The following is a 20,264-nucleotide window of genomic DNA, read 5'->3' as shown; positions in this document are numbered from 1 at the left end:
CACCGCGCTCTTCGTGTGCCCCGCCGACGCGCCGGGCGTCGAAAGGCGGCGCGAGCCCGTCATGGACCCCACGCGCACGCTCACCACCGTGACCTTCGACGGTGTCGAGGCGCGCCGCGTGGCGATGCGCCCGGAGGCACTCTGCCTGCTCAACGCAGTGGCGTGGGCCGTGGCGAGCGCCGAGGCCGTGGGCGCGGCCCGCGCTGTGCTCGAGCACACCGTCGCCTACACCGGGGAGCGCAAGCAGTTCGGCCGCGTGATCGGCGGCTTCCAGGCGCTCAAGCACCGCATGGCAGATATGTACGTCCGCGCGGAAACGGCTCGCTCGCTTTCGTACGCCGCGGCGGCCACCGTGGCACGGGCCCTCGAACTCGCGGGCCCGAGCGCCGAGGCCACCGGCGCCTCCGCCGAGGACTCCGCGTTCCGCAAGGCAGCCCGCGCCGCCGAGATCGACGCCGCGGCCGCCAAGGTCTCCGCGACCAGCGCGTTCCAGTGGATCGCCGGCGAGTCCATCCAGCTCCATGGCGGCGTGGGGATCACGTGGGAGTACGACGCCCACCTGTTCTTCAAGCGCGCCCACGGGCTGGCGACTCTCTTCGGTCAGCCCCACGAACTCGCCGAGGCCCTCGAGCCGGCCGCCGGCCTCGCCTGACCGCCCGGCCACCTCTCGAGCAAGCGGCCTCGCCACGAACGCGCGACCTCGCCCGAAAACGCGAAAGGGCCGGGCGACCCTAACCACGGATCGCCCGGCCCCTTCGCGCCGAAGACCGGGGCGAAATCCGCACCCCGCCCCGGCAGCGACGCCGAGAACTAGAAGTAGATCGACGTGAGTTCCTGGTACGCGGCGAGCCCCTCGCGCCCGAGCTCGCGCCCCATGCCGCTCTGCTTGACACCGCCGAACGGCGCCGCCGGGTCGCACAGGTAGCGGTTGACGCCGATCGTTCCCGTCCGCACGCGAGACGCGACTCCCTTCGCCCGCTCGGGGTCGGAGCTCCACACGGAGCCACCGAGCCCGTACTCGGAGTCGTTGGCGATACGCACGGCGTCGTCCTCGGAGTCGTAGCGGATCACCGAGAGCACCGGTCCGAAGATCTCCTCGCGCGAGATGGTCGCGGAGTTGTCGACGTCGGCGAAGATCGTGGGCGAAACGAACCAGCCGGCATCGGCGCCGGCGGGGCGGCCGCCGCCCGCGGCGACGCGCGCACCCTCGGAACGCCCGGCATCGATATAGCCCTGCACCCGCTCGAGGTGCCGCGAGGTGGCCATCGGGCCGATCTGCGTCGCGGGCTCGAGGGAGTCGCCGACCGCCATCGAATCGGCGAACGCCGCGAACGCGTCGACGACCTCGTCGTAGCGCGAGCTCGGCGCGAGCACGCGGGTCCCGAGGAAGCACGTCTGCTCGTTGTTCACCAGCGTCGCGACGAACAGGTCCTGCCCGATCTTCTCGAGGTCGAGGTCGGCGTCGTTGAGCACGATCGACGCGGACTTGCCACCGAGCTCGAGGGTCACGGGGCGCAGGAGCTTCGCGCAGGACTGCGCGATAGTGATGCCCGCGGCCGTCGATCCGGTGAACGCGACCTTGTCGATCCGCGGGTGCTCCACGAGGTAGGCGCCGGTCTCGCGGCCACCGGGCACGATGTTGATCACGCCGGCGGGCAGGCCCGCGGCCTCGTCCGCCTCGGCGAGGAGGAACGAGTCGAGCACCGTCTCCGGCGAGGGCTTGAGCACGATCGTGCAGCCGGCGGCCAGCGCGGGCGCGTACTTGAAGGCCGCGAGCGTTTCCGGGTAGTTCCACGGCACGATCGCGCCGACCACGCCGATCGGCCTGTGGAGCACCTCGATCTGCCCGCCGAGGAGGCCGTCGCGCACATCGCGCCCCTGCCCCTCGACGAGGTCTGCGTAGTAGCGGAGCAGGACCGGCGGGAACATGGCCTCGAGCTGATTGGCCACGGACACCGGCATCCCGTTCTGCGACGAGACGCTCGCGGCGATCTGCTCTGCGCGCGCCTCGTATTCGTCTGCGAAGCGACGAAGGGCCGCGGCGCGCTCGGACGGGTCCAGGTCGGACCACACGCCGGGCGTGTCGAATGCGCGCCGCGCGGCGGCCACGGCGGCGTCCATGTCCGCCGTGGCGCCCTCGGGGACCCGCCCGATCAGCTCGCCCGTGTTCGGGGAGATGACGTCGATGGTCGCGGTACCCGCGGGGCGGGTCCACTCTCCACCGATAAAGAACTCGGTCCGCTCGATAATGCCGGTGTCGATCGTTGCGCTGCTCATGACGATGACGTGCTCATGCTTCGTAGAATTGTGGCGCAGATCACATGATTCGCGCTGTGGGAACCATTCTCACACCGCCGCTGCCGGTAGCTGTGTTCAAATCCCGGACGTTCGCCGTCAAACATGGAGAATGCGGAGGAGAAGAGGGGTGCCGGGGGCAGATAAAGAATTCGACTCGCGGTGATCCTTTTTCCCCAATCAGGATGCGCACCCATTCGTGCACGCAGAACTCAACGCGGCCTCCGTTTTTCCAACGGGTAAACCTTTGGTCTCATTTCCTTGTTAGCCGGGTTTCAGGGGTTTTTGGGCCTAGGGTTGTTGTTCATGAACATCAACACGAGACCCCGGCGCGCCGCCGGGGCTCCGACCGCGCGCCTTCGTAGGTGGTGGACGTGAGCCAGTTCCTCAGCGACCGCTGGGCGGATATCCTCTTCCGCGCGTACCAACACGCGAGCCTCGTCGTGCAGTCGGTCGTCATCGCCACGATCATCGCCCTGCTGCTCGCCGCGCTCGTCACATCGCTCCCCAAGCTCGCCCCCGTCGCCAACGCGGTCTCCGCCGTCGGTCTCACGATCCCCTCGTTCGCGCTCCTCGGCATGCTCATCCCGTTGCTCGGGATCGGCACCATTCCCGCGATCATCGTCGTGGTCTTCTACGCGACCCTGCCGATCCTGCGCAACGCCGTGGTCGGCCTCCAGGGCGTAGACCAGGGCCTCGTCGAATCGGCGCGGGGCATGGGAATGAGCCCCGTCGCGGTCTTCTTCCGCGTGCGGCTGGCCATCGCGTGGCCGGTGATCATGACCGGGATCCGGATCTCCACCCAGATGTCCATGGGCGTCGCGGCGATCGCCGCCTACGTCCTCGGGCCGGGCCTCGGTTCCTACATCTTCACCGGCCTCTCGCAGATCGGCGGACTCAACGCACTCAACTTCGCCCTCGTGGGCACCATCGGCGTCGTCATCGTCGCTCTCATCGTCGACGCGATCCTCGTTCTCGTCGGCCGCCTGACCACCTCGAAGGGACTTCGCGCATGACCTCGTCCACCCCGGAATCCAGCTCGGGATCCAGCTCGGGATCCACACAGGGCTCGGCCGCAGACTCCACGACCACCGGCGTCGACATCGTGCTCGAGAACATCGTCAAGAAGTACCCCGGGCAGAAGAGCCCCGCGGTCACCGACCTCTCGCTCACGATCCCCGCCGGCGAGATGGTGATGTTCGTCGGCCCCTCGGGCTGTGGCAAGACGACCTCGCTCAAGATGATCAACCGACTCATCGAGCCCACGTCCGGCACGATCACCATCGGCGGCAAGGACATCACTCGTTCGAATCCCACGGAATTGCGCCGTCAGATCGGGTACGTGATCCAGGGCGGCGGGCTCCTGCCGCACATGACCGTCAAGCAGAACATCGGCATCGTCCCCGGGCTGCTCGGCTGGGACAAGAAGAAGATCGCGGCGCGCACGGACGAGCTGCTCGACCTCGTCGGCCTCGACCCGGACGTGTACCGCGACCGCTACCCGCGCGAGCTATCCGGCGGGCAGCAGCAGCGCGTCGGCGTTGCGCGCGGCCTAGCCGCCGATCCGCCTGTGATCCTCATGGACGAGCCGTTCGGCGCCGTCGACCCGATCACCCGCACGCGCCTCCAGGACGAGCTCATGTCGATCCAGTCGGAGCTGCGCAAGACCATCGTCATCGTCACCCACGACATCGACGAGGCGGTAAAGCTCGGCGACCGGATCCTCGTGCTCGACGTCGGCGCGGAGATCGCGCAGTACGACACCCCCGACGCGATCCTCTCTGCCCCCGCGAACGACTACGTCGCCGACTTCGTCGGCGCGGGCTCGAAGCTCAAGCAGCTCACGCTCCTCCGGGTCGACGACGCAGAGCTGGAACAGCCGGAGACGTGCCATGTAGGCGACGACGTGGCAGAGGTCATCGCCCGGGTATCCGCCGCGGGCAAGGACTCCGTGCTCATCCTCGACGCGCGTGAGCGGCCCCGCGAGTTTCTCTGGCTGCGTACGCTGCGCAAATGGTCGAAGGTCCCCGATTTCGACCCGGAGAACTCCCCCATCGTCGACCACCGCGCCACGCTCAACGACGCGATGGACCAGATGCTCGAGTCCTCGCACGCCGCCGTCATCGTCACCAACCGCGGCCGGTTCACCGGCCTCGTCACCTTCGATGCGGTGACGGAACTGCTCCGCTCCTCCACGCAGGCCGCGCACGAGGCGGCCGGGAGTTCTGCCGCCGCGGATGGCACCGTGATCGGGACGCCGACGGCTTCCACAGGCGAGGTGACCGGCGATGAGTAGCCCGGCACCCGGCGGAGCCCCGATCGACGCAGGCGCCGGCCGGACAGATGCAGAGGCGGCGCCGAAGAAGCGTGCCCGCTCCGCGCTGAGCCCCGAGGATCGCGGCCTCCTGTTCGGGATCCCCATTCTCATCGTCCTTGTCCTCGCGGGCTGGGCGATCTGGCGCGCCAACGCCGATCTCGGGGATATCGAGCTACGCCAGCTCGCCTGGGACAATGTCGCGACCCTCCTCTGGCAACACATCAAGATCGTCGTCATCTCGGCAGTCATCGTCATGATCACCGCAGTGCCCATCGGGGTCCTCCTCACCAGAAAGGGCGTGCGGACGGCCGCCCCGATCGTCACTGCGATCGCGAATGCCGGCCAGGCCGCGCCGGTCATCGGCGTCATCGTCCTCCTCGCGATCTGGCTGGGATTCGGCGTCCCCGTCGCCGTCCTCGCGCTCGTCATCTATGCGTTCCTTCCCGTGCTGGCCAATACGATCACCGGGCTGCGCTCGATCGATCCCGCGCTCAAGGAGTCGGCGCGCGGGATGGGGATGTCGCCCTTGCAGGTGCTGTTCCGCGTCGAGTTGCCGATTGCTGTTCCGGTGATCATGACCGGTGCGCGGACGGCGCTCGTCCTCCTCGTCGGCGCCGGTGCCTTCGCGACCTTCATCGACGCCGGTGGGCTCGGCAGCCTCATCACCACCGGCATCACGCTGTTCCGCTTCTCCGTACTCGTGTCCGGCGCGATCTTCGTCGCCGTACTCGCCCTCGCCATCGAATGGCTTGCGCGCGTACTCGAGCTCGTCGTCAAGCCGAAGGGACTCTAGATGTCAGGCACGAACACGAAATCGGCAATGACGTCGCAGCCTTCCGCCGCCCCCCGGGCCGACGCGGGCACCGCGCGTGGACGCGTAGGAACTTGGAAGCGCCTCGGCGCCGCGGCGTCCGCCTTCATCCTCGCCGCCACGGTCTCGGCTTGTGGGCTGGGCACCGCCGGCGGATTCACGCCGTCCGGCACGCTCGCCGGGCCGGTCGAGGGCATAGACCTCGATGGCGTAGCGATTCCGGTGGCGTCGAAGAACTTCACCGAGCAGATCCTGCTCGGGAAGATGGCGGTCGAGCTGTTCAAATCAGCCGGTGCCGAGGTCAAGGACCTCACCAATGCTCCGGGGTCGAACACCTCGCGCCAGACGATGCTGTCCGGGGACTCGAAGTTCAGCTGGGAGTACACGGGCACAGCCTGGGTGTCCTATCTCGAGCACGACGATCCGATCCCGGACGAGCAGAAGCAGTACGAGGCCGTGCGCGACGAGGACGCGGTGATGAACGATCTCGCGTGGCTTCCCCCGGCGCCCATGAACAATACGTACAGCTTCGCCACCCCGCGGGCGACGGCGGAGCGGCTCGGGATCACGAAAATGTCCGAGATCCCCTCGATCCCCGAGAACGAACAGACCTACTGCGTCGAGGCGGAGTTCGCTGCGCGCAACGACGGTTTCCAGCCGTGGCTCGCTAGATACGACCTGCCCGCGCCCCCGCCGAGCCGGGTATCGACTCTCGACACGGGAACGGTGTACGCGGCGACCGCCGACGGCACATGCACCTTCGGCGAGGTGTTCACCACCGATGGGCGCATCCTCGCCCTCGATCTCGTCGTGCTCGAGGACGACCGCCAGTTCTTCCCGAAATACAATCTCTCGGGCGTGGTCAACGGAGAGCTGCTCCGCGATAACCCGCAGATCGCCGAGCTCATCGGCGCGGTGAGCAAGAAGCTCACCAATGAGGTCCTCCAGGTGCTCAACGGCAGGATCGACGTCGACGGCGAGGACCCGGCGGACGTGGCCTTCGAGTGGCTCCAGAGCGAAGGCTTCCTCGAGTAACGTTCGGGGCGCCGGTACGCCCGGCGCCCCGCGTGCGCCCGCCGACTTCGCCGCTAGCACTCCGCAGCGGCCTTCGTCCGGAACATTCGGCGCGGACAAGCGCTCGTACGGCACATACCGCGCGGGCGCTTTTCCACGTGTCCGGCAGCCGTGGCTAGTCCATGTACAGAGCATGCCTGAACCTTTGCGCTCGATAGGCGCATCCACCGAGTAGGACGGGACGATATGAGCGACGAACACGTCGTGGCGATGGCCGCCACCGGCGTTATTGCCGCAGCCCTTTCCATCGTCGTCTGGGTGGGCTTTCGGATCCGCGTCCTTCGACCGCTGCGAACGCGCGCAAAGGCTTTCGACTATCGTCTGCTCCCTGTTTCCGATCTCGCCTTTCTCGCAGGAGGCGCTCGTCGATCCCTCCTCACTGCGATGGCGAGCACGACGTCCGATCCCGGCGCCAAGAGACATGACCCGCTCGTCGGGCGGGTCAGCACCCTCGATTGGCGCTCGACAGACGGCGCCGACGCCGTGGACGCCTGCCGCGAGGAGCTCTATGCGATCCGCCGACGCATAGAGGACGGCGGTCTCGCCGTTCCTCTGGAAAAGGGGAACCGAACGAAAACCATCACCTCGTGGATCGCCGGCGTGGCATTCGCCGTCGAATGCGCTATCGGAATCGTCGCCTGGCGCGACGGGGCATCCTTTCGCGATGCGGGCGGAGCTGCGTTCATCCTCTTCTTCTTCACGTACTGGTTGCCCGTCCTGCTCTTTGCGCCGGGCCGCAAGGCTCTCGCGGTGGCCCGGACCGTCGTCAAGCGTGCGCGAAAGGACTTCGCCCACCTCTCCCCGAAGGGTGTGCCCGACTACGCGCCGTACGGGCCATGGGCACTCCCGCTCGCTACGGCGCTCTTCGGTTCGCTTGCTCTTATCCGCCGACCGGACATCGCTCTGAGCCCGCTATTCCGAGCCCTGTCGGCGCGAAGTCGCAGCGGGAGCGCACCGATTGATTACGGCACGCTCGGGGACACAGGGGGCGACTCGGGAGGCGACACCGGATCGTCGGACGGCGGATGGGACTAGCCCTCAGCTGTCCCACCGCTACCCTGGCAACCATGCAGTCATTTACCGATATCCCCGCCACCGACGGTTCCCTCGACTCCGGCGTCGTGCTCCTCGACGTCCGCGAGCCCGACGAATGGGCCGCAGGCCACGTGGCCGGCGCCGTCCACATCCCGCTCGCCGAGCTGCCCGAGCGCCAGTCCGAGATCCCCGAGGGCGATCTCTGGATCCACTGCGAGGTCGGCGGCCGCGCCTCCCGCGCCGCCCAGTTCCTCGCGGCGCAGGGCATCGAGGCCCACGTGCTCGGGGAGAACGTCGGCGGCGCCGCCGCCGCGGGCCTGCGCACCGAGCAGGGCGCATAGAGGAAAACCCGAACCCCTAAAGCCAGGTGTCGGGCCCGGAGGATGTGATGAAGTTCTCCAGCTCGATCATCTCGGGCGTGGGGTCGACGACGTCTTCTTCGAGCCGCATGTACGCGCCCCGATAGAACAGCAGCGGACGGTCGGAGCGGTCGGTCGGCCCCAGGTCGCTCACGCGGCCGAGCACGATCCAATGGTCACCGCCGTCGAGGACCGATTCGATTCGGCAGTCGAACCACGCCATCACCCCGTCGATCACCGGGGAGCCCAGCGGGCTCGGAGACCAATCGATCGAGGCGAATTTGTCTTCCCCTCGGCGCCCGAAGGTCGAGGACACGTCTTCCTGCTCCTCCGAGAGGATGTTCACGGCGAAGCGGCCCGTGCGCTCGATCCGCGGCCACGAACCCGAGGTCTTCATCGGGCAGAAGAGCACCAATGGGGGGTCGAGCGACAGCGCGGAGAAGCTCTGGCAGGCGAAGCCCACCGGCGCGCCCTCGTCCACCGCCGTGATCACCGTGATCCCGGTGCAGAACTGCCCGAGGGCATCGCGCAATTCTCGCGACGTGAAATTCGGCTCGGACGCCGTCACAGACTGGTCTTCCGGCATGAGAAACCGTCCCTTCGCTCGCGCGCTACTTGAACCCTACAGAGAAATCGTGCCCCCACAGCGAGACCGCGGTGGACTCGCGGGACACCCATTCCTCGTCCGAGACCTGCAGTCCCTCGCAGCCGAATTCGCAATCGAAGCCGCTCGGGGTCTTCATGTAGAAGCTCATCATCAGGTCGTTGACGTGCCGGCCCATCGTCGCCGACATCTTCACCTTCTTCCGCATCGCGCGGTCGAGCGCGAGCCCCACGTCGTCAGTGCGTTCCACCTCGACCATGAGGTGGATGATCCCGGTGGGATTGGGGAACGGGGTGAAGGCGAGCGAGTGGTGGCGCGGGTTGCAGCCGAGGAAGCGCAACCACGCGGGCTCGCCGTCCGCGGGTCGGCCGACGATCTCCGGCGGCAGCGACATCGAATCGCGCAGCGAGAAGCCGAGCACGTCGCGGTAGAACTCGAGCGCCGCGACCTCGTCGGGGGTGGAGAGCACGATGTGCCCCGCGCCCTGGTTCCCCGTGACGAAGCGCTGCCCGTACGGCAGCTCGAGGCGGCGGGAGAAGAACTTCATCGTGTGGTAGATCTCGAGCTCGAAGCCCGCCGGGTCGGTGCACAGGATCATCCCGTGAACCATGCGCTCGGTCTTGAGCGCGTCCGGCGCCTCGCGCCACTCGATCCCGGCGGCGTCGAGGCGCTTCTTGACGTCGTCGAGCTCCTCGGAGTTGGCGCACTCCCAGCCGACCGAGCCGAGCTTGTCCTCATCGCCCGCCTCGATGAGCCAGCGGAACGGGTAGTCGTCCATGCGGAGGAACAGCGCCCACGCATCGGTGCCCTCGCCGCCCTGCGGCTCGACCACCATGCCGAGCACCTTCCGCGCGTACTGCGTCCACGCCCCGAGGTCCGTCGCGGTGATCCGCACGTACCCGAGATTCCTGATGGCCATAGCCGCTCTCCTCGTTCCCTCTACATCTGTCTATGACGGCGGGCGCCGGCCCTTCCCTGGGGCCGGGCGCCCCCGTGGTGGCGCGAAGTCCTAGACCATCGAGTCGGTGACCTTCTCGCCGAATTCGTTCTGCCCGTAGGAGATGTACGCCTTCGTGGCCTCGTTCGCCGCGTGCACGCGTCCGGCGTTGGCGTCCCGCCAGAACCGCTGGATCGGCGAGGTCTCCTGCAGCGCCCGGGCGCCGGAGTTCTGGAAGAGCAGCCCGATCGCGTCGATCGAGCGCTGCGTTGCGCGGACCTGGTCACGGCGGGCGCGAGTGCGCAGGTCCATGCTCGGAGTCTCGCCCGCCTCGACGAGAGCCTGTTCGTCGCGCACGTTGCGCATGAGCTGCAGCCACGCGGCGTCGATGTCCCCGGCGGCCTCGGCGAGCCGGACCTTGGCGAACGGATCGTCCTTCACCTTGGTGCCGAAGGCGGCGCGGACGCGCTCGCGCTGGTGCTCGCGGTGCACGTCGTAGCAGCCGAACGCCATACCGACGATCGGCGTGCTGATCGTGGTCGGGTGGATGGTGCCCCACGGCATCTTGTAGATGGGGTTGTCGTTGACCTCGAGGCCAGGCGCGATGCCGCGGCCCATGTCACCGAACGAGAGCACGCGGTGGGCGGGGATCACGGCATCCTCGACGACGATGTCGTTGGAGCCGGTGCCCTTGAGCCCGGCGACGTGCCAGACATCATCGATCCGGTACTGGCTCCCCTCGACGAGGAACGTGCAGAAGTCGACCATCTTGCCCTCGGCATCGAGCACCGGGCCGCCGACGAACACCCAGTCGGCGTGCTGGCAGCCCGAGGACCAGGACCAGCGGCCGTTGAGCACAAGGCCGTCGTCCGTCTTCTTCGCCGCCCCCATCGGGGCGTACGAGGAGGAGATCCGCACGGTGGAGTCCTTGCCCCACACGTCCTCCTGCGCCTGCTGCGGGAACAGCGCGAGGTGCCAGGCGTGGATGCCGAGGATCGAGGCACACCAGCCGGTGGAGGGGCACGCGGAGGCGATGTTGCGGGCCGCGGTGTAGAAGACCTCCATATCGGCCTCGTACCCGCCCCACTGCTTGGGCTGGCAGATGCGGAAGAAGCCGGCTTCCTCGAGCTCGGCGATGTTCTGCGGGTGCACCTTGCGCAGGTCCTCGGTCTCCTGCGCGCGCTCGCGGAACCCGTCGAGCAGGGCATCGATCCGGTCGAGCACCTCGTTTGTGACTCCAGTCGAGCTCGACTGCAGAAGAGTTGCCATTGTGGTTGCACCTTTCCATCGGTCCATCGGCCCGTCCGCGGAATTCGGCAGCGAAGCCAGGTGGTGTTGACGCGTTTTCGTCGTTCGTCGATCGGCATTTACCGATCCACATCGCCCCGATTCCTCGGGAACGTTGTGAGATCCGTGCCACGCGCCCTAGACTAGAACACGTTCTAGTTTTGTACTACCCGATTCCGGCGAATCGGCGGGAACGGCCCCGCATACGTGCCAATATCCACCTGGAGGGCACGCTGCGGGAGGGCTCGCACCGCCTGCAACTCGTTGCAGTCCGGCGCCCGCTCTCGGGGCCCGACCCGTTCGTAACTCACGCGACTCCGCGCCGCTTCGCCCGTCCGCACCCCGGCTCGACCCCGTTCGACCCCGGTTCCACCCCGGCCAAGGAGGATCACGATGACCACCCCGACTACCCCCAAGCCCGCCGGCGCCGGAGAGGCCCGCGAGATCGACACCGGAATGCAGCGCACCCGCTACGCGCGGGGATGGCACTGCATCGGGCTCGCGGACGATTTCCGCGATGGCGAGCCGCACGGTGTCGAGGCCTTCGGCACGAAGATCGTCGTGTGGTCCAACGCCGACGGCGAGATCAACGTGCTGGACGGCTACTGCCGCCACCTCGGCGGGGATCTCACCCAGGGAACGGTCAAGGACGGGAACATCGCGTGCCCCTTCCACGATTGGCGCTGGGGCGGGGACGGCAAGTGCAAGGGCATCCCCTACGCCAAGCGCGTCCCGCTGCGCGCCCGCACGAAGACCTGGACCACGATGGAGCGCAATGGCCAGCTCTTCGTTTGGCACGACCACGAGGGCAAGAAGCCCACCGAGGAGGACTACGCCTCGATCCCCGTGCTCGAGGAGGCCGCCTCGGACGAGTGGACCGACTGGGTGTGGAACTCGCTCTACATCGACAACGCCCCGGCCGCGGAGATCGTCGACAACGTCGTGGACATGGCGCACTTCTTCTACATCCACTACGCCTTCCCCACGTACTTCAAGAACGTCTTCGAGGGGCAGGTCGCGGCGCAGTACCTCAATACGCGGAACCGTCCGGACAAGGATCCGACGGGCGGCAAGTACGGCGAGACCAAGCTCGAGTCCATCGCGGCTTACTACGGCCCGAGCTACATGATCAACCCACTCACCAACTTCTACGGGGATTTCAAGTCGGAGTCGATCCTCATCAACTGCCACTATCCCGTGACCCAGAACTCCTTCGTCCTCATGTACGGGCTCAAGGTGCGTAAGCCCAAGGGCCTCGACGATGCGAGCGCCGACGCCATGGCCAACAAGGTCGCCGAGTTCTTCGGCGAGGGCTTCCTCCAGGACGTGCGCATCTGGCAGAACAAGACGGGCATCGCCAACCCCCTCCTGTGCGAGGAGGACGGCCCGGTGTACCAGCTCCGCCGCTGGTACGACCAGTTCTACGTCGACCGCGAGGACGTCACCGACGAGATGACCCAGCGCTTCGAGTTCGAGGTCGACACCACCGCGGCCAACGAGTACTGGGAGAAGGAGGTCGCGGAGAACATGCGCATCCGCGAGGAGGAAGAGGCCGCTCGGGCAACCGACGCGGACACGGCCGGAGCGGCTGCGGACTCCGGCGCCGCGACGAAGGCCTAGCGATGACGGCGGACGCACCGCGCGCCCCCGGCCATGCCGCTTCGCGCAACCCGGCAGACGGGAGCGCGTCGTGGACGGATGCGGAGGAGGCCGCCGGCGCCATCCAGGAGGCGTTCGGCGGGCACGGTGAACACGGCCGGATAGTCCCGCCCGATCGCCGTCGTACCGGCGAGGTCGACAACCGGAGGGCGCCCACCTTCGACGACCAGCCGGACCGCCGCGCGCAGCTCGAGGCTGCCACCGCGAAGGACCGCGAGACATATACGGCAAACGGCTATCAGCCGGTCGAGTGTCGGTATTGTCATGCAGAAGTAGAGGTGCGCAAGAACAGCGAGAAGCACACGTCGGTGCAGTGGCCACGGAAGGCCACGGACACGTGCCCGCTCCGCGACCAGTGGCATCTCGAGCGCGAATCCACGTGCCCGAAGATGCGCCAGTCCATCAAGCACGCCTACGCAGAGGGCATCATCACCCTCGCCTCCGGGGTCGATCCGGAGGACGAAGAACACATGGTCAACCCCCTGTTCGTTGCTCCCGAGCACGGCGAAGGGGACCGCCGTCGAGGAAAGGACGCTCCGCCATCATGAGCCAGACCCCCGAACCGCAGCTGGGCTCCTTCGTCCGAGAGCTCGAGGTGGCCGAGGTCATCGAGGAGACCCCTGAGGCGAAGTCGATCGTCTTCGCGGTTCCCGCCGGCGAGGAGAAGGGGTTCCGCTACAAGGCCGGCCAGTTCCTCACGCTGCGCGTGCCCTCGGAGCGCACGGGCTCGGTGGCCCGCTGCTATTCGCTCTCGAGCGCGCCGGACGACGCCGAATCGGCCTCGAGGCTCCGGGTCACGGTCAAGCGCACGCGGGACGGCTACGCCTCGAACTGGCTGTGCGACAACGTCGCCGCCGGGGATTCGATGCACGTCCTCGCGCCGTCGGGGATCTTCACGGTCGACGATTTCGACCAGGACCTCATCCTCCTCGCCGGCGGTTCGGGGATCACTCCCGTGATCTCGATACTGCAGACCGCGCTCGCCCGCGGAACCGGCCACATCGTGTTGTTCTACGCGAACCGCGACGAGCAGTCCGTGATCTTCGGCGACCTGCTCAAGCGCCTGCAGGAGGAGAACCCGGACCGCCTCTCGGTGATCCACTGGCTCGAATCGCTTTCCGGCCTGGCGACCCCGGAGATGATCGGCAACATCCTCCAGCCCGTCGCCGCCCGGCGGCACGCGTACATGTGCGGCCCCGGGCCGTTCATGGAGTCCGCGCGTGCCGGCCTGCGCCGCTCGGGCGCCGATATGCACCTCATCCACCAGGAGGTGTTCTCCTCGATCGAGGGCGACCCGTTCGCCGAGGTCGTTATCGAGGAGCCCGGCGAGGACAACGAGTCCCCCGCAACCGCCGTGGTCGAGCTCGACGACGAGGTCCACGAGGTCTCGTGGCCCCGCAACACCCCGCTCCTCGACGTGCTCCTGGCCAAGAGGATCCAGGCTCCGTTCTCCTGCCGGAAGGGCGAGTGTTCGGCGTGCGCCTGCATCCTCAAGTCCGGCGAGGCGGAGATGCTGCACAACGGCATCCTCGAGCCGGAGGAGGTCGAGGACGGCTACGTGCTCGGCTGCCAGCTGGTCCCCAAATCGGACCGGGTTGAGATCACGTACAACGAGTAGCGCGCTCTGCGCCGACCACGGACCTCCGCGCATGCCCTGGCCGCGTGGCCGGGGTCGTGCACGGAGGTCCGTGGTTTCGCGGGGGCTACGGGGTCCGGGGCCTCTAGCCGCCCAGCTCGGAGGCGTGGGCGGCGAACCACGTCTCGATGTAAGACATGTCGATGCCCTCGGCTTCCGCGCGCAGGTCGTACATCTGTTTTCCGTCGATGGCCTCGCGGAGGATGTCCGCGTGCCCGGAGTGGCGGTGGAGCTCCTCGAGCACGTGGAAGAAGATCCAGCGGACATCGAAGGGCGCCTGCCCCTCGGGGTACCACGGCGCATCGGGCACCGGGACTTCGGTATCGAGCTCCGCGGACTCGAACGAGCGAAGCCCCTCCTCGGTGTGCGAGTCGAAGCGCGCGCGGACGTCCTCGGCGGATTCTCCGTCCGCGATGGTGGTCGTGGCAGCGCCGGCGCCCATCTGCTCGGCCACCGACATCACGGCGTACGGGTCCGCGGGAGCTGCGGCCGCGCGCCGCCCCCACTCGAGGACGACCTCCCCCATGTGGAGGAAGAGCCAACCGAGCGTGGCCTCGGAGCTGGGAACGGGGCGAGAGCGGAGCTGATCCGCATCGAGACCGTGGAACACGTCCCGAGCGTTGGTGATCGAATGACGCATCTGCGCGAGCAGTGCGGACTTGTCGGACTTCTCGACGGGGGCGAAGAGCGGCATGACGGTGGTCCTTTCGAGATCGCGGCGGCGATTCCGCCTCGGCTTGTCCTGCACCTACGACTCTCCATTCCCTATAGGACAGATTCCGTCCGCTACCCGGATTAGTCTCGTTGCCATGGGCGATTCTGTCTCCACCACCGAGCGTCTCCTCTCTCTTCTCGACCTCCTCGGCCGCCGCACGATGTGGACGGGCACCGAGCTCGCCGAGGAACTCGGCACGACCGAGCGCACTGTCCGCCGCGACGTCGATCGCCTCCGCTCACTCGGCTACCGCGTCGAGGCGGCGCAGGGCGTGGGTGGCGGATACCGGCTCGGCCCGGGTCGCCGCCTCCCGCCCCTTCTCCTCAATGACGACGAGGCCGTCCGCCTCGCCGTTGCCCTACGAGGCGCCATCGGGCACACCTCACCGGGTGCCGCGGAAGCCGGCGTACCCGACTCCGCGCTCGGCGCGCTCACGAAACTCGAACAGCACATGCCCTCTCGGCTCCGGGAGCAGGTGGCTGCCATCGTCCGCAGCACCGTGGCACTCGACGATTCCCGCCTCAGCACGACCGACCCCGATGCGCTGCTCTTCTATTCCCGGGCGATCCGGGACGCCAGGCGACTGCGCTTCGACTACGTCACGAGTAGGGGCCGCAGCACCTCGCGCACCGTCCTGCCCCACCGGCTCGTCTCCGCGCAAGGACACTGGTATCTCCAGGCATTCGACCTCGACAGGGACGACTGGCGCTCGTTCCGAGTGGATCGGATTTCCGGAGAAGAGACGCTCACAGCGGCGTTCGTGCCGCGGCAGGACGTCCCTCCACCCGAGGCCGCCGTCGGCGCCACCCGGCCCGCGGACACGTGGGAGGTGCCCGTCTCCGTGCTCGTCGACGCCCCGATCGACGCGGTGCGGCAGTTCTCGACCAGCCCCTACGTCGAGCTCGCCGTCGATCCGGACGACGAGAACCGGACACTGTTCCGCACCTCCGGCAGCGATATCGACTCGATCGCGCGGCACCTCGCGCACCTTCCCTGGGAGTTCCGGATCCTCGAACCCGCGGAGCTCCGCGAGGGGATGGCGCGAGTGGCCGCCCGGCTCAGGCGCGCCGCAGAGGACTGATCTCGCGGGATCCGGCGCGCCGGGGGCGGCCCCGGGCCTCGTCACGGACGCTGACAGGGCAACCGAATCCTCGCCTTCGTAGTAGGAGACCGGCGCCTATCTGCCTAGACTATGGGCGGATAAGGGGGATCGGCAGACATGGGCAGGGTGGGTCGGACGGCACGGGCGCAGGCGCCCTCTCCCTCCGGCGTGCCCTCCGGCGGGACGCCCGCCCCCGACCACAGCGGAGCCCCGAGCCGCGGCGCGACCCATGTGTTAGAGCGCTTCCTCGTCGGCACCTCGGCGCGGATCGCAACTCCCGTCTTCGTCCTCGTCACCGTGCTCGTCGCCCTGGCCTGCGCGCCTGGGCTCGCACCGACTGCAGGCCAGGACGAGAACCGCAGCACGGCAGGCGCCCGCACCGGCAGCGCCACAGGCTTCACCGGCGGCGCCCTGGTCGCCAACACCGCCTCGAGCAGCGAGATCGACGGCCCCAACTCGGCTGCCTTCGACTCGGATGTCCTCTCGGGCGAACGCTGCCTCACGGGCGGGACGCTCGTGGTCAACGGACCCGCGGGAAACGTCCCGGACGCGTGCTCGTCGAGCTTCCGCGTCCCGGCCAACCCCGTGCTCCGCACCGACGAACGCACGATGGTCGCCATCCGCGTGCCCGGTTACACCTTCGGCACCCGCGATCTCGACACCGAGATCCCGGGGCTGTCGCTCGTCAAGATGCTCATGGCCGACTGGGTGCTCGAGAACGAACACCCCGGGACCAAGACCCAAGCGTTGCTGCGACGGATGATCGTCTACTCGGACGACTCCGCCGCCGACGAGGTCTGGGAGACATTCGGCACGAAGACCATCTCGGAGCAGATCGACGAGTACGGGCTCCGCGACACCGAACTCGACTCCGAGGGCTGGGGCTATACGCACACGACCCTCGCCGACCTCACCACCTTCGTCTCGACCCTGCGGGCGGAGGACCCCGGCTCCCCCGTCCTCGACTGGATGACGGCACCGGCGAAACGCGCCGCGGACGGCACGCGACAGCTGTGGGGCACCGGAACACTGCCCGGCATCTCGGGTACCAAGTACGGCTGGTCCAACGACGACGATGCCGTCTCGAGCCTCTCCTTCGGGCCAGGGTTCGTAGTCGCCGCCTTCACCCTCGGCAGCGGGAACGACCAGACCGATGACGTCCACCGCGCGATGTCGCAGGTCCCCTACTTCCGCAACGAGTACCTCCACGAGGCGCTGGCGAAGGTCACCACCGTCGCCTCGCCGGAGACCTCCCGCGACCCGCTCGACTGATCCCCGCTCGAGTTGGCCCCCGCCCGACTGATCTCTGCCTGGCGGGCCCCGCAGGAGCAGCCCCACGGATTACACGACATCGGGCCCATGGGAACAGCGGACGGGGCAGGATGGGAGACGAATTCCCGGGCCGAACCGTCGGCGAGACACACGCCCACCGGCGCCCTCCGCCCGAGTCCCAGCGTTTTCCAGGAGTCGCCCATGTCCGCCGCCTCGGCACGCCCCCGCTTCGATCCTCTCGACCCGCTCGCGCTCGATGCCCAGTTCTCCGACGACGAGCTCGCGGTGCGCGACACAGTCCGCCGTTTCGGCGCCGAGCGGATCACCCCACACGTCGCCGAGTGGTTCGAGAACGGGAATGTGCCGCAGATCCGGGAGCTCATCAAGGGCTTCGGCGAGCTCGGCCTTCTCGGCATGCACCTAGAGGGTTACGGCTGCCCGGGCTCTTCGGCAGTGCATTATGGCCTCGCCTGCCTCGAGCTCGAGGCCGTCGATTCCGGGGTCCGCTCGCTCGTCTCCGTGCAGGGCTCCCTCGCTATGTACTCGATCTGGAAGCACGGCTCGGAGGAGCAGAAGCAGCGATGGCTCCCTGGCATGGCGGCGGGCGACACGGTCGGCTGCTTCGGCCTCACGGAACCGGACGCGGGCTCCGATCCGGCCTCGATGCGGACGAGGGCCCGCAAGGATCCGGGCGGCGACTGGATCCTCGACGGCCGCAAGATGTGGATCACCAACGCCCCCGTCGCCGACGTCGCCGTCGTGTGGGCGACCACGTACGAGGGGATCCGCGGCTTCGTCGTGCCGACGGACACCCCAGGGTTCACCGCGAACACGATCCACCACAAGCTCTCCCTCCGCGCGTCTGTCACGGGCGAGCTCGTGCTCGACGGCGTTCGGCTGCCGGCGGACGCCGCGTTCCCCGAGGCCACGGGCGTCAAGGGTCCGCTGCAGAGTCTCTCCGAGGCCCGGTACGGGATCATCTGGGGATCGATGGGAGCGGCCCGCTCCGCGTGGCAGGCGGCGCGCGACTACGCGATGCAGCGCACCCAGTTCGGCAAGCCGATTGCTGGATTCCAGCTCACCCAGGCAAAGCTCTCCGACATGGCGCTCGAACTCCACAAGGGCCTCCTCCTCGCGCTCCACCTGGGCAGGCTCAAGGACGCGGGGCAGCTGCGCCCCGAGCAGGTGAGCTTCGGCAAGCTCAACAACGCCCGCGAGGCCATCGAGATCTGCCGCACCGCGCGCACCATCCTCGGCGGCAACGGCATCTCGCTCGAGTACCCGGTCATCCGCCACATGGCCAACCTCGAGTCGGTGATCACCTACGAGGGCACCTCGGAAATGCACCAGCTCATCCTCGGCCAGGCCTTCACCGGCGAGAACGCCTTCCGCTGAGCACCGAACAAGAAGCAGCAGCAGCCGACCGATCAGCCGAGCACCGAAGGATTCCTCCATGAGCAGCGCTACGGCTCCCCTACCCGTGACGGCGACCCTCCGAGTCGAAGACGAGGCCGGCGGCGCCGGCAGCGGAGGAGGCGTTCGGCTCGTCACCATCGATCGCCCCGAGGTCCGCAACGCGCTGTCGAAGGACGTGCTCGCCGACCTCCGTGCGGTCCTCGAGCACACGCGGGACGACGATTCCGTCTCCGTCCTTGTCATCACCGGCTCGGGAGAGAAGGCATTCGCGGCCGGGGCCGACATCAACCAGCTGAGGAACTACACGCCTGCCTCCGCGCTCGACGCCGAGATGCAGCGCACCTATTCGCTCCTTGAGCAGTTCCCCAAGCCGACCATCGCGGCGGTCAACGGCTACGCACTCGGCGGCGGCTGCGAGCTCGCGATCTCCTGCGATATCCGGATCGCGGCGGAGGAGGCGCGCTTCGGCCTCCCGGAACCGACGCTCGGTGTTCTCCCCGGGGCCGGGGGCACGCAGCGACTCGCCCGTCTCATCGGCACGGGCCGCGCCATCGAGCTCATCCTCACCGGACGGTTCCTCGGTGCCGAGGAGGCGCTCCGGGTCGGACTCGTCACCTCCGTCGTCCCGCAGGCCGAGCTCCTCGACGCTGCGCGGGAGACGGCCGCGAAGATCGCCTCGAAGGGTCCGCTCGCAGTGCGCCTCGCCAAGCTCGTCGTACGCACCGGGATGGACGCCGATCAGAACACGGGACTCGTCGTCGAGCGACTCGCCCAGGCGCTGCTCTACGGGAGTAGCGACAAGACCGAGGGCACCGCGGCGTTCCTCGAGAAGCGGCCGCCCGAGTTCACCGGAGAATAGGGAGCGCAGATGAATATCAGCAAGGTCCTCGTCATCGGCGCCGGGGCCATGGGCTCGCAGATCGCCATGGTCTTCGCCCGCTCCGGCTACGAGGTGACCCTCCAGGACATCGATCCGGAGGCCCCGGGCAGGGCGGTCGATTCGCTCCGCAAGCGCCTCGACAAGCGCGTCGAGCGCGGCAAGGACGACGCCGACGAGGTCGCCGCCGCATTCGAGCGCCTCCGCACCGCCGCGGCGCTCGACGCGGACACGTGCGCCGTCGACCTCGTGGTCGAGGCCGCGATCGAGAAGGTCGACGTCAAGAGGAAGCTTTTCGCCGAGCTCGAGCGGCTCTGCCCGAGCCACACGATCCTCGCCTCGAATTCCTCGAGCTTCGTGCCCTCGACGATCGCCCGAGACGTCGACAACCGCGGCCGCGTCTGCAACCTCCACTTCTTCAACCCGGCGCTGGTCATGCGCTGCGTCGAGATCGTGCGCGGGCCCGAGACCACCGACGCGACGATGGCGGCGGCCATCGAGGCGGTCCGCTCCATCGGCAAGGAGCCCGTGGTCCTCGAGAAGGAGATCCCGGGCTTCGTCGCCAACAGGATCGTCGACGCCGTGCGCACCGAGGCGCTCAACCTCTACGAGAACGGCTACGCCGGCATCGAGGACATCGACTCGGCCTGCCGCAATGCTCTGGGCTATCCCATGGGGCCGTTCGAGCTCATGGACCTCACCGGGATCGACATCGGCTACTACATCCGCTCCCAGCGCTTCGCCGACTCCGGCGACCCCGCGGACGCACCGGCGAAGAGCGTCGTCGCGCGCGTCGAGGCCGGCGAGCTCGGGCGCAAGACCGGGCGCGGTTGGTACGTCTACGAGGGCGGCGAAAAGGCGGGGATCA

20 protein-coding genes are annotated in these 20,264 nt (G+C 68.2%); 15 read left to right on the top strand and 5 right to left on the bottom strand.

Translation table 11 applies throughout. The annotated features are described in order from the left end of the window. Nucleotides 1-652: acyl-CoA dehydrogenase family protein (locus tag V7E05_RS02500; RefSeq protein ID WP_333618101.1), on the top strand; the 652-nt coding region annotated here is incomplete at its 5' end. A gap of 158 nt (nucleotides 653-810) precedes the next feature. Here the strand turns inward: V7E05_RS02500 and V7E05_RS02495 are convergent. Continuing rightward, nucleotides 811-2,277, bottom strand: coding sequence for an aldehyde dehydrogenase (locus V7E05_RS02495; RefSeq protein ID WP_333618100.1), 1,467 nt, complete (start codon nucleotides 2,275-2,277; stop codon nucleotides 811-813). A 392-nt stretch (nucleotides 2,278-2,669) separates the two neighbouring features. On the opposite strand from V7E05_RS02495, the gene V7E05_RS02490 reads away from it, so the two are divergent. The 6 genes from V7E05_RS02490 (at nucleotide 2,670) to V7E05_RS02465 (ending at nucleotide 7,873) form a co-directional block, all read left to right on the top strand. Next, nucleotides 2,670-3,311, top strand: coding sequence for an ABC transporter permease (locus V7E05_RS02490; RefSeq protein ID WP_333618099.1), 642 nt, complete (start codon nucleotides 2,670-2,672; stop codon nucleotides 3,309-3,311). Further along, nucleotides 3,308-4,591: an ATP-binding cassette domain-containing protein gene (locus V7E05_RS02485; protein ID WP_333618098.1), complete on the top strand. Its 1,284-nt coding sequence runs from the start codon at nucleotides 3,308-3,310 to the stop codon at nucleotides 4,589-4,591. The genes V7E05_RS02490 and V7E05_RS02485 overlap by 4 nt, the downstream gene beginning before the upstream one ends. Then, nucleotides 4,584-5,405 (top strand): ABC transporter permease, encoded by an 822-nt coding sequence (locus V7E05_RS02480; protein WP_333618097.1) that lies wholly within the window; start codon nucleotides 4,584-4,586, stop codon nucleotides 5,403-5,405. Before V7E05_RS02485 ends, V7E05_RS02480 begins: the two co-directional genes overlap by 8 nt. Continuing rightward, entirely contained in the window at nucleotides 5,406-6,458 is a 1,053-nt protein-coding gene (locus V7E05_RS02475) for a glycine betaine ABC transporter substrate-binding protein (protein ID WP_333618096.1), read from the top strand. It begins immediately after the preceding gene. A gap of 225 nt (nucleotides 6,459-6,683) precedes the next feature. Beyond that, nucleotides 6,684-7,532 carry a hypothetical protein gene (locus tag V7E05_RS02470; RefSeq protein ID WP_333618095.1) on the top strand — a complete coding sequence of 283 codons (849 nt, stop codon included), beginning with the start codon at nucleotides 6,684-6,686 and terminating at the stop codon, nucleotides 7,530-7,532. A 32-nt stretch (nucleotides 7,533-7,564) separates the two neighbouring features. Further along, a complete protein-coding gene (locus V7E05_RS02465) occupies nucleotides 7,565-7,873 on the top strand; it encodes a rhodanese-like domain-containing protein (protein WP_333618094.1) in 309 nt (102 codons plus the stop codon). A gap of 16 nt (nucleotides 7,874-7,889) precedes the next feature. On the opposite strand, the gene hsaB is transcribed toward V7E05_RS02465, so the two are convergent. The 3 genes from hsaB to hsaA form a co-directional block, all read right to left on the bottom strand. Further along, the gene (gene hsaB, locus V7E05_RS02460; protein WP_333618093.1) at nucleotides 7,890-8,477 is read right to left on the bottom strand and encodes a 3-hydroxy-9,10-secoandrosta-1,3,5(10)-triene-9,17-dione monooxygenase reductase subunit; all 588 of its coding nucleotides are present in this window, start codon (nucleotides 8,475-8,477) and stop codon (nucleotides 7,890-7,892) included. A 25-nt stretch (nucleotides 8,478-8,502) separates the two neighbouring features. After that, on the bottom strand, nucleotides 8,503-9,414 hold the full coding sequence (gene hsaC / locus V7E05_RS02455; RefSeq protein ID WP_333618092.1) for an iron-dependent extradiol dioxygenase HsaC: 912 nt from the start codon (nucleotides 9,412-9,414) through the stop codon (nucleotides 8,503-8,505). Nucleotides 9,415-9,504: 90 nt separating this feature from the next. Continuing rightward, nucleotides 9,505-10,701 (bottom strand): 3-hydroxy-9,10-secoandrosta-1,3,5(10)-triene-9,17-dione monooxygenase oxygenase subunit, encoded by a 1,197-nt coding sequence (hsaA, locus tag V7E05_RS02450; RefSeq protein ID WP_333618091.1) that lies wholly within the window; start codon nucleotides 10,699-10,701, stop codon nucleotides 9,505-9,507. A gap of 411 nt (nucleotides 10,702-11,112) precedes the next feature. Between hsaA and V7E05_RS02445 the strand changes: the two genes are divergently transcribed. From V7E05_RS02445 to V7E05_RS02435, 3 genes are read left to right on the top strand one after another with little or no spacing between them, the layout of a single operon-like run. Continuing rightward, complete coding sequence (locus V7E05_RS02445) at nucleotides 11,113-12,339, top strand: Rieske 2Fe-2S domain-containing protein (RefSeq protein ID WP_333618090.1); 1,227 nt, start codon at nucleotides 11,113-11,115, stop codon at nucleotides 12,337-12,339. A 2-nt stretch (nucleotides 12,340-12,341) separates the two neighbouring features. Further along, complete coding sequence (locus tag V7E05_RS02440) at nucleotides 12,342-12,926, top strand: hypothetical protein (RefSeq protein WP_333618089.1); 585 nt, start codon at nucleotides 12,342-12,344, stop codon at nucleotides 12,924-12,926. Beyond that, complete coding sequence (locus tag V7E05_RS02435; RefSeq protein WP_333618088.1) at nucleotides 12,923-13,996, top strand: ferredoxin--NADP reductase; 1,074 nt, start codon at nucleotides 12,923-12,925, stop codon at nucleotides 13,994-13,996. The genes V7E05_RS02440 and V7E05_RS02435 overlap by 4 nt, the downstream gene beginning before the upstream one ends. A 103-nt stretch (nucleotides 13,997-14,099) precedes the next feature. Here V7E05_RS02435 and V7E05_RS02430 read toward each other — a convergent pair whose 3' ends face one another. Beyond that, a complete protein-coding gene (locus tag V7E05_RS02430; protein ID WP_333618087.1) occupies nucleotides 14,100-14,708 on the bottom strand; it encodes a mycothiol transferase in 609 nt (202 codons plus the stop codon). 115 nt (nucleotides 14,709-14,823) lie between these two features. On the opposite strand from V7E05_RS02430, the gene V7E05_RS02425 reads away from it, so the two are divergent. The 5 genes from V7E05_RS02425 to V7E05_RS02405 all read left to right on the top strand — a co-directional run. Beyond that, a complete protein-coding gene (locus V7E05_RS02425) occupies nucleotides 14,824-15,810 on the top strand; it encodes a helix-turn-helix transcriptional regulator (RefSeq protein ID WP_333618086.1) in 987 nt (328 codons plus the stop codon). A 138-nt stretch (nucleotides 15,811-15,948) separates the two neighbouring features. Then, on the top strand, nucleotides 15,949-17,103 hold the full coding sequence (locus V7E05_RS02420; RefSeq protein ID WP_333618085.1) for a serine hydrolase: 1,155 nt from the start codon (nucleotides 15,949-15,951) through the stop codon (nucleotides 17,101-17,103). A gap of 201 nt (nucleotides 17,104-17,304) precedes the next feature. After that, a complete protein-coding gene (locus V7E05_RS02415) occupies nucleotides 17,305-18,498 on the top strand; it encodes an acyl-CoA dehydrogenase family protein (protein WP_333618084.1) in 1,194 nt (397 codons plus the stop codon). Between the two features lie 58 nt (nucleotides 18,499-18,556). Next, nucleotides 18,557-19,378 carry an enoyl-CoA hydratase/isomerase family protein gene (locus V7E05_RS02410; RefSeq protein WP_333618083.1) on the top strand — a complete coding sequence of 274 codons (822 nt, stop codon included), beginning with the start codon at nucleotides 18,557-18,559 and terminating at the stop codon, nucleotides 19,376-19,378. A 9-nt stretch (nucleotides 19,379-19,387) separates the two neighbouring features. Continuing rightward, nucleotides 19,388-20,264 (top strand): 3-hydroxyacyl-CoA dehydrogenase family protein (locus V7E05_RS02405; RefSeq protein WP_333618082.1); only part of this gene is annotated, 877 nt, incomplete at its 3' end.

Origin of the sequence: Dietzia sp. (assembly GCF_036741115.1) — a bacterium.
Lineage (GTDB): Bacteria > Actinomycetota > Actinomycetes > Mycobacteriales > Mycobacteriaceae > Dietzia.
Note: the sequence above shows the minus strand (reverse complement) of the source record. Positions and strands in the feature narration are given on the sequence as shown.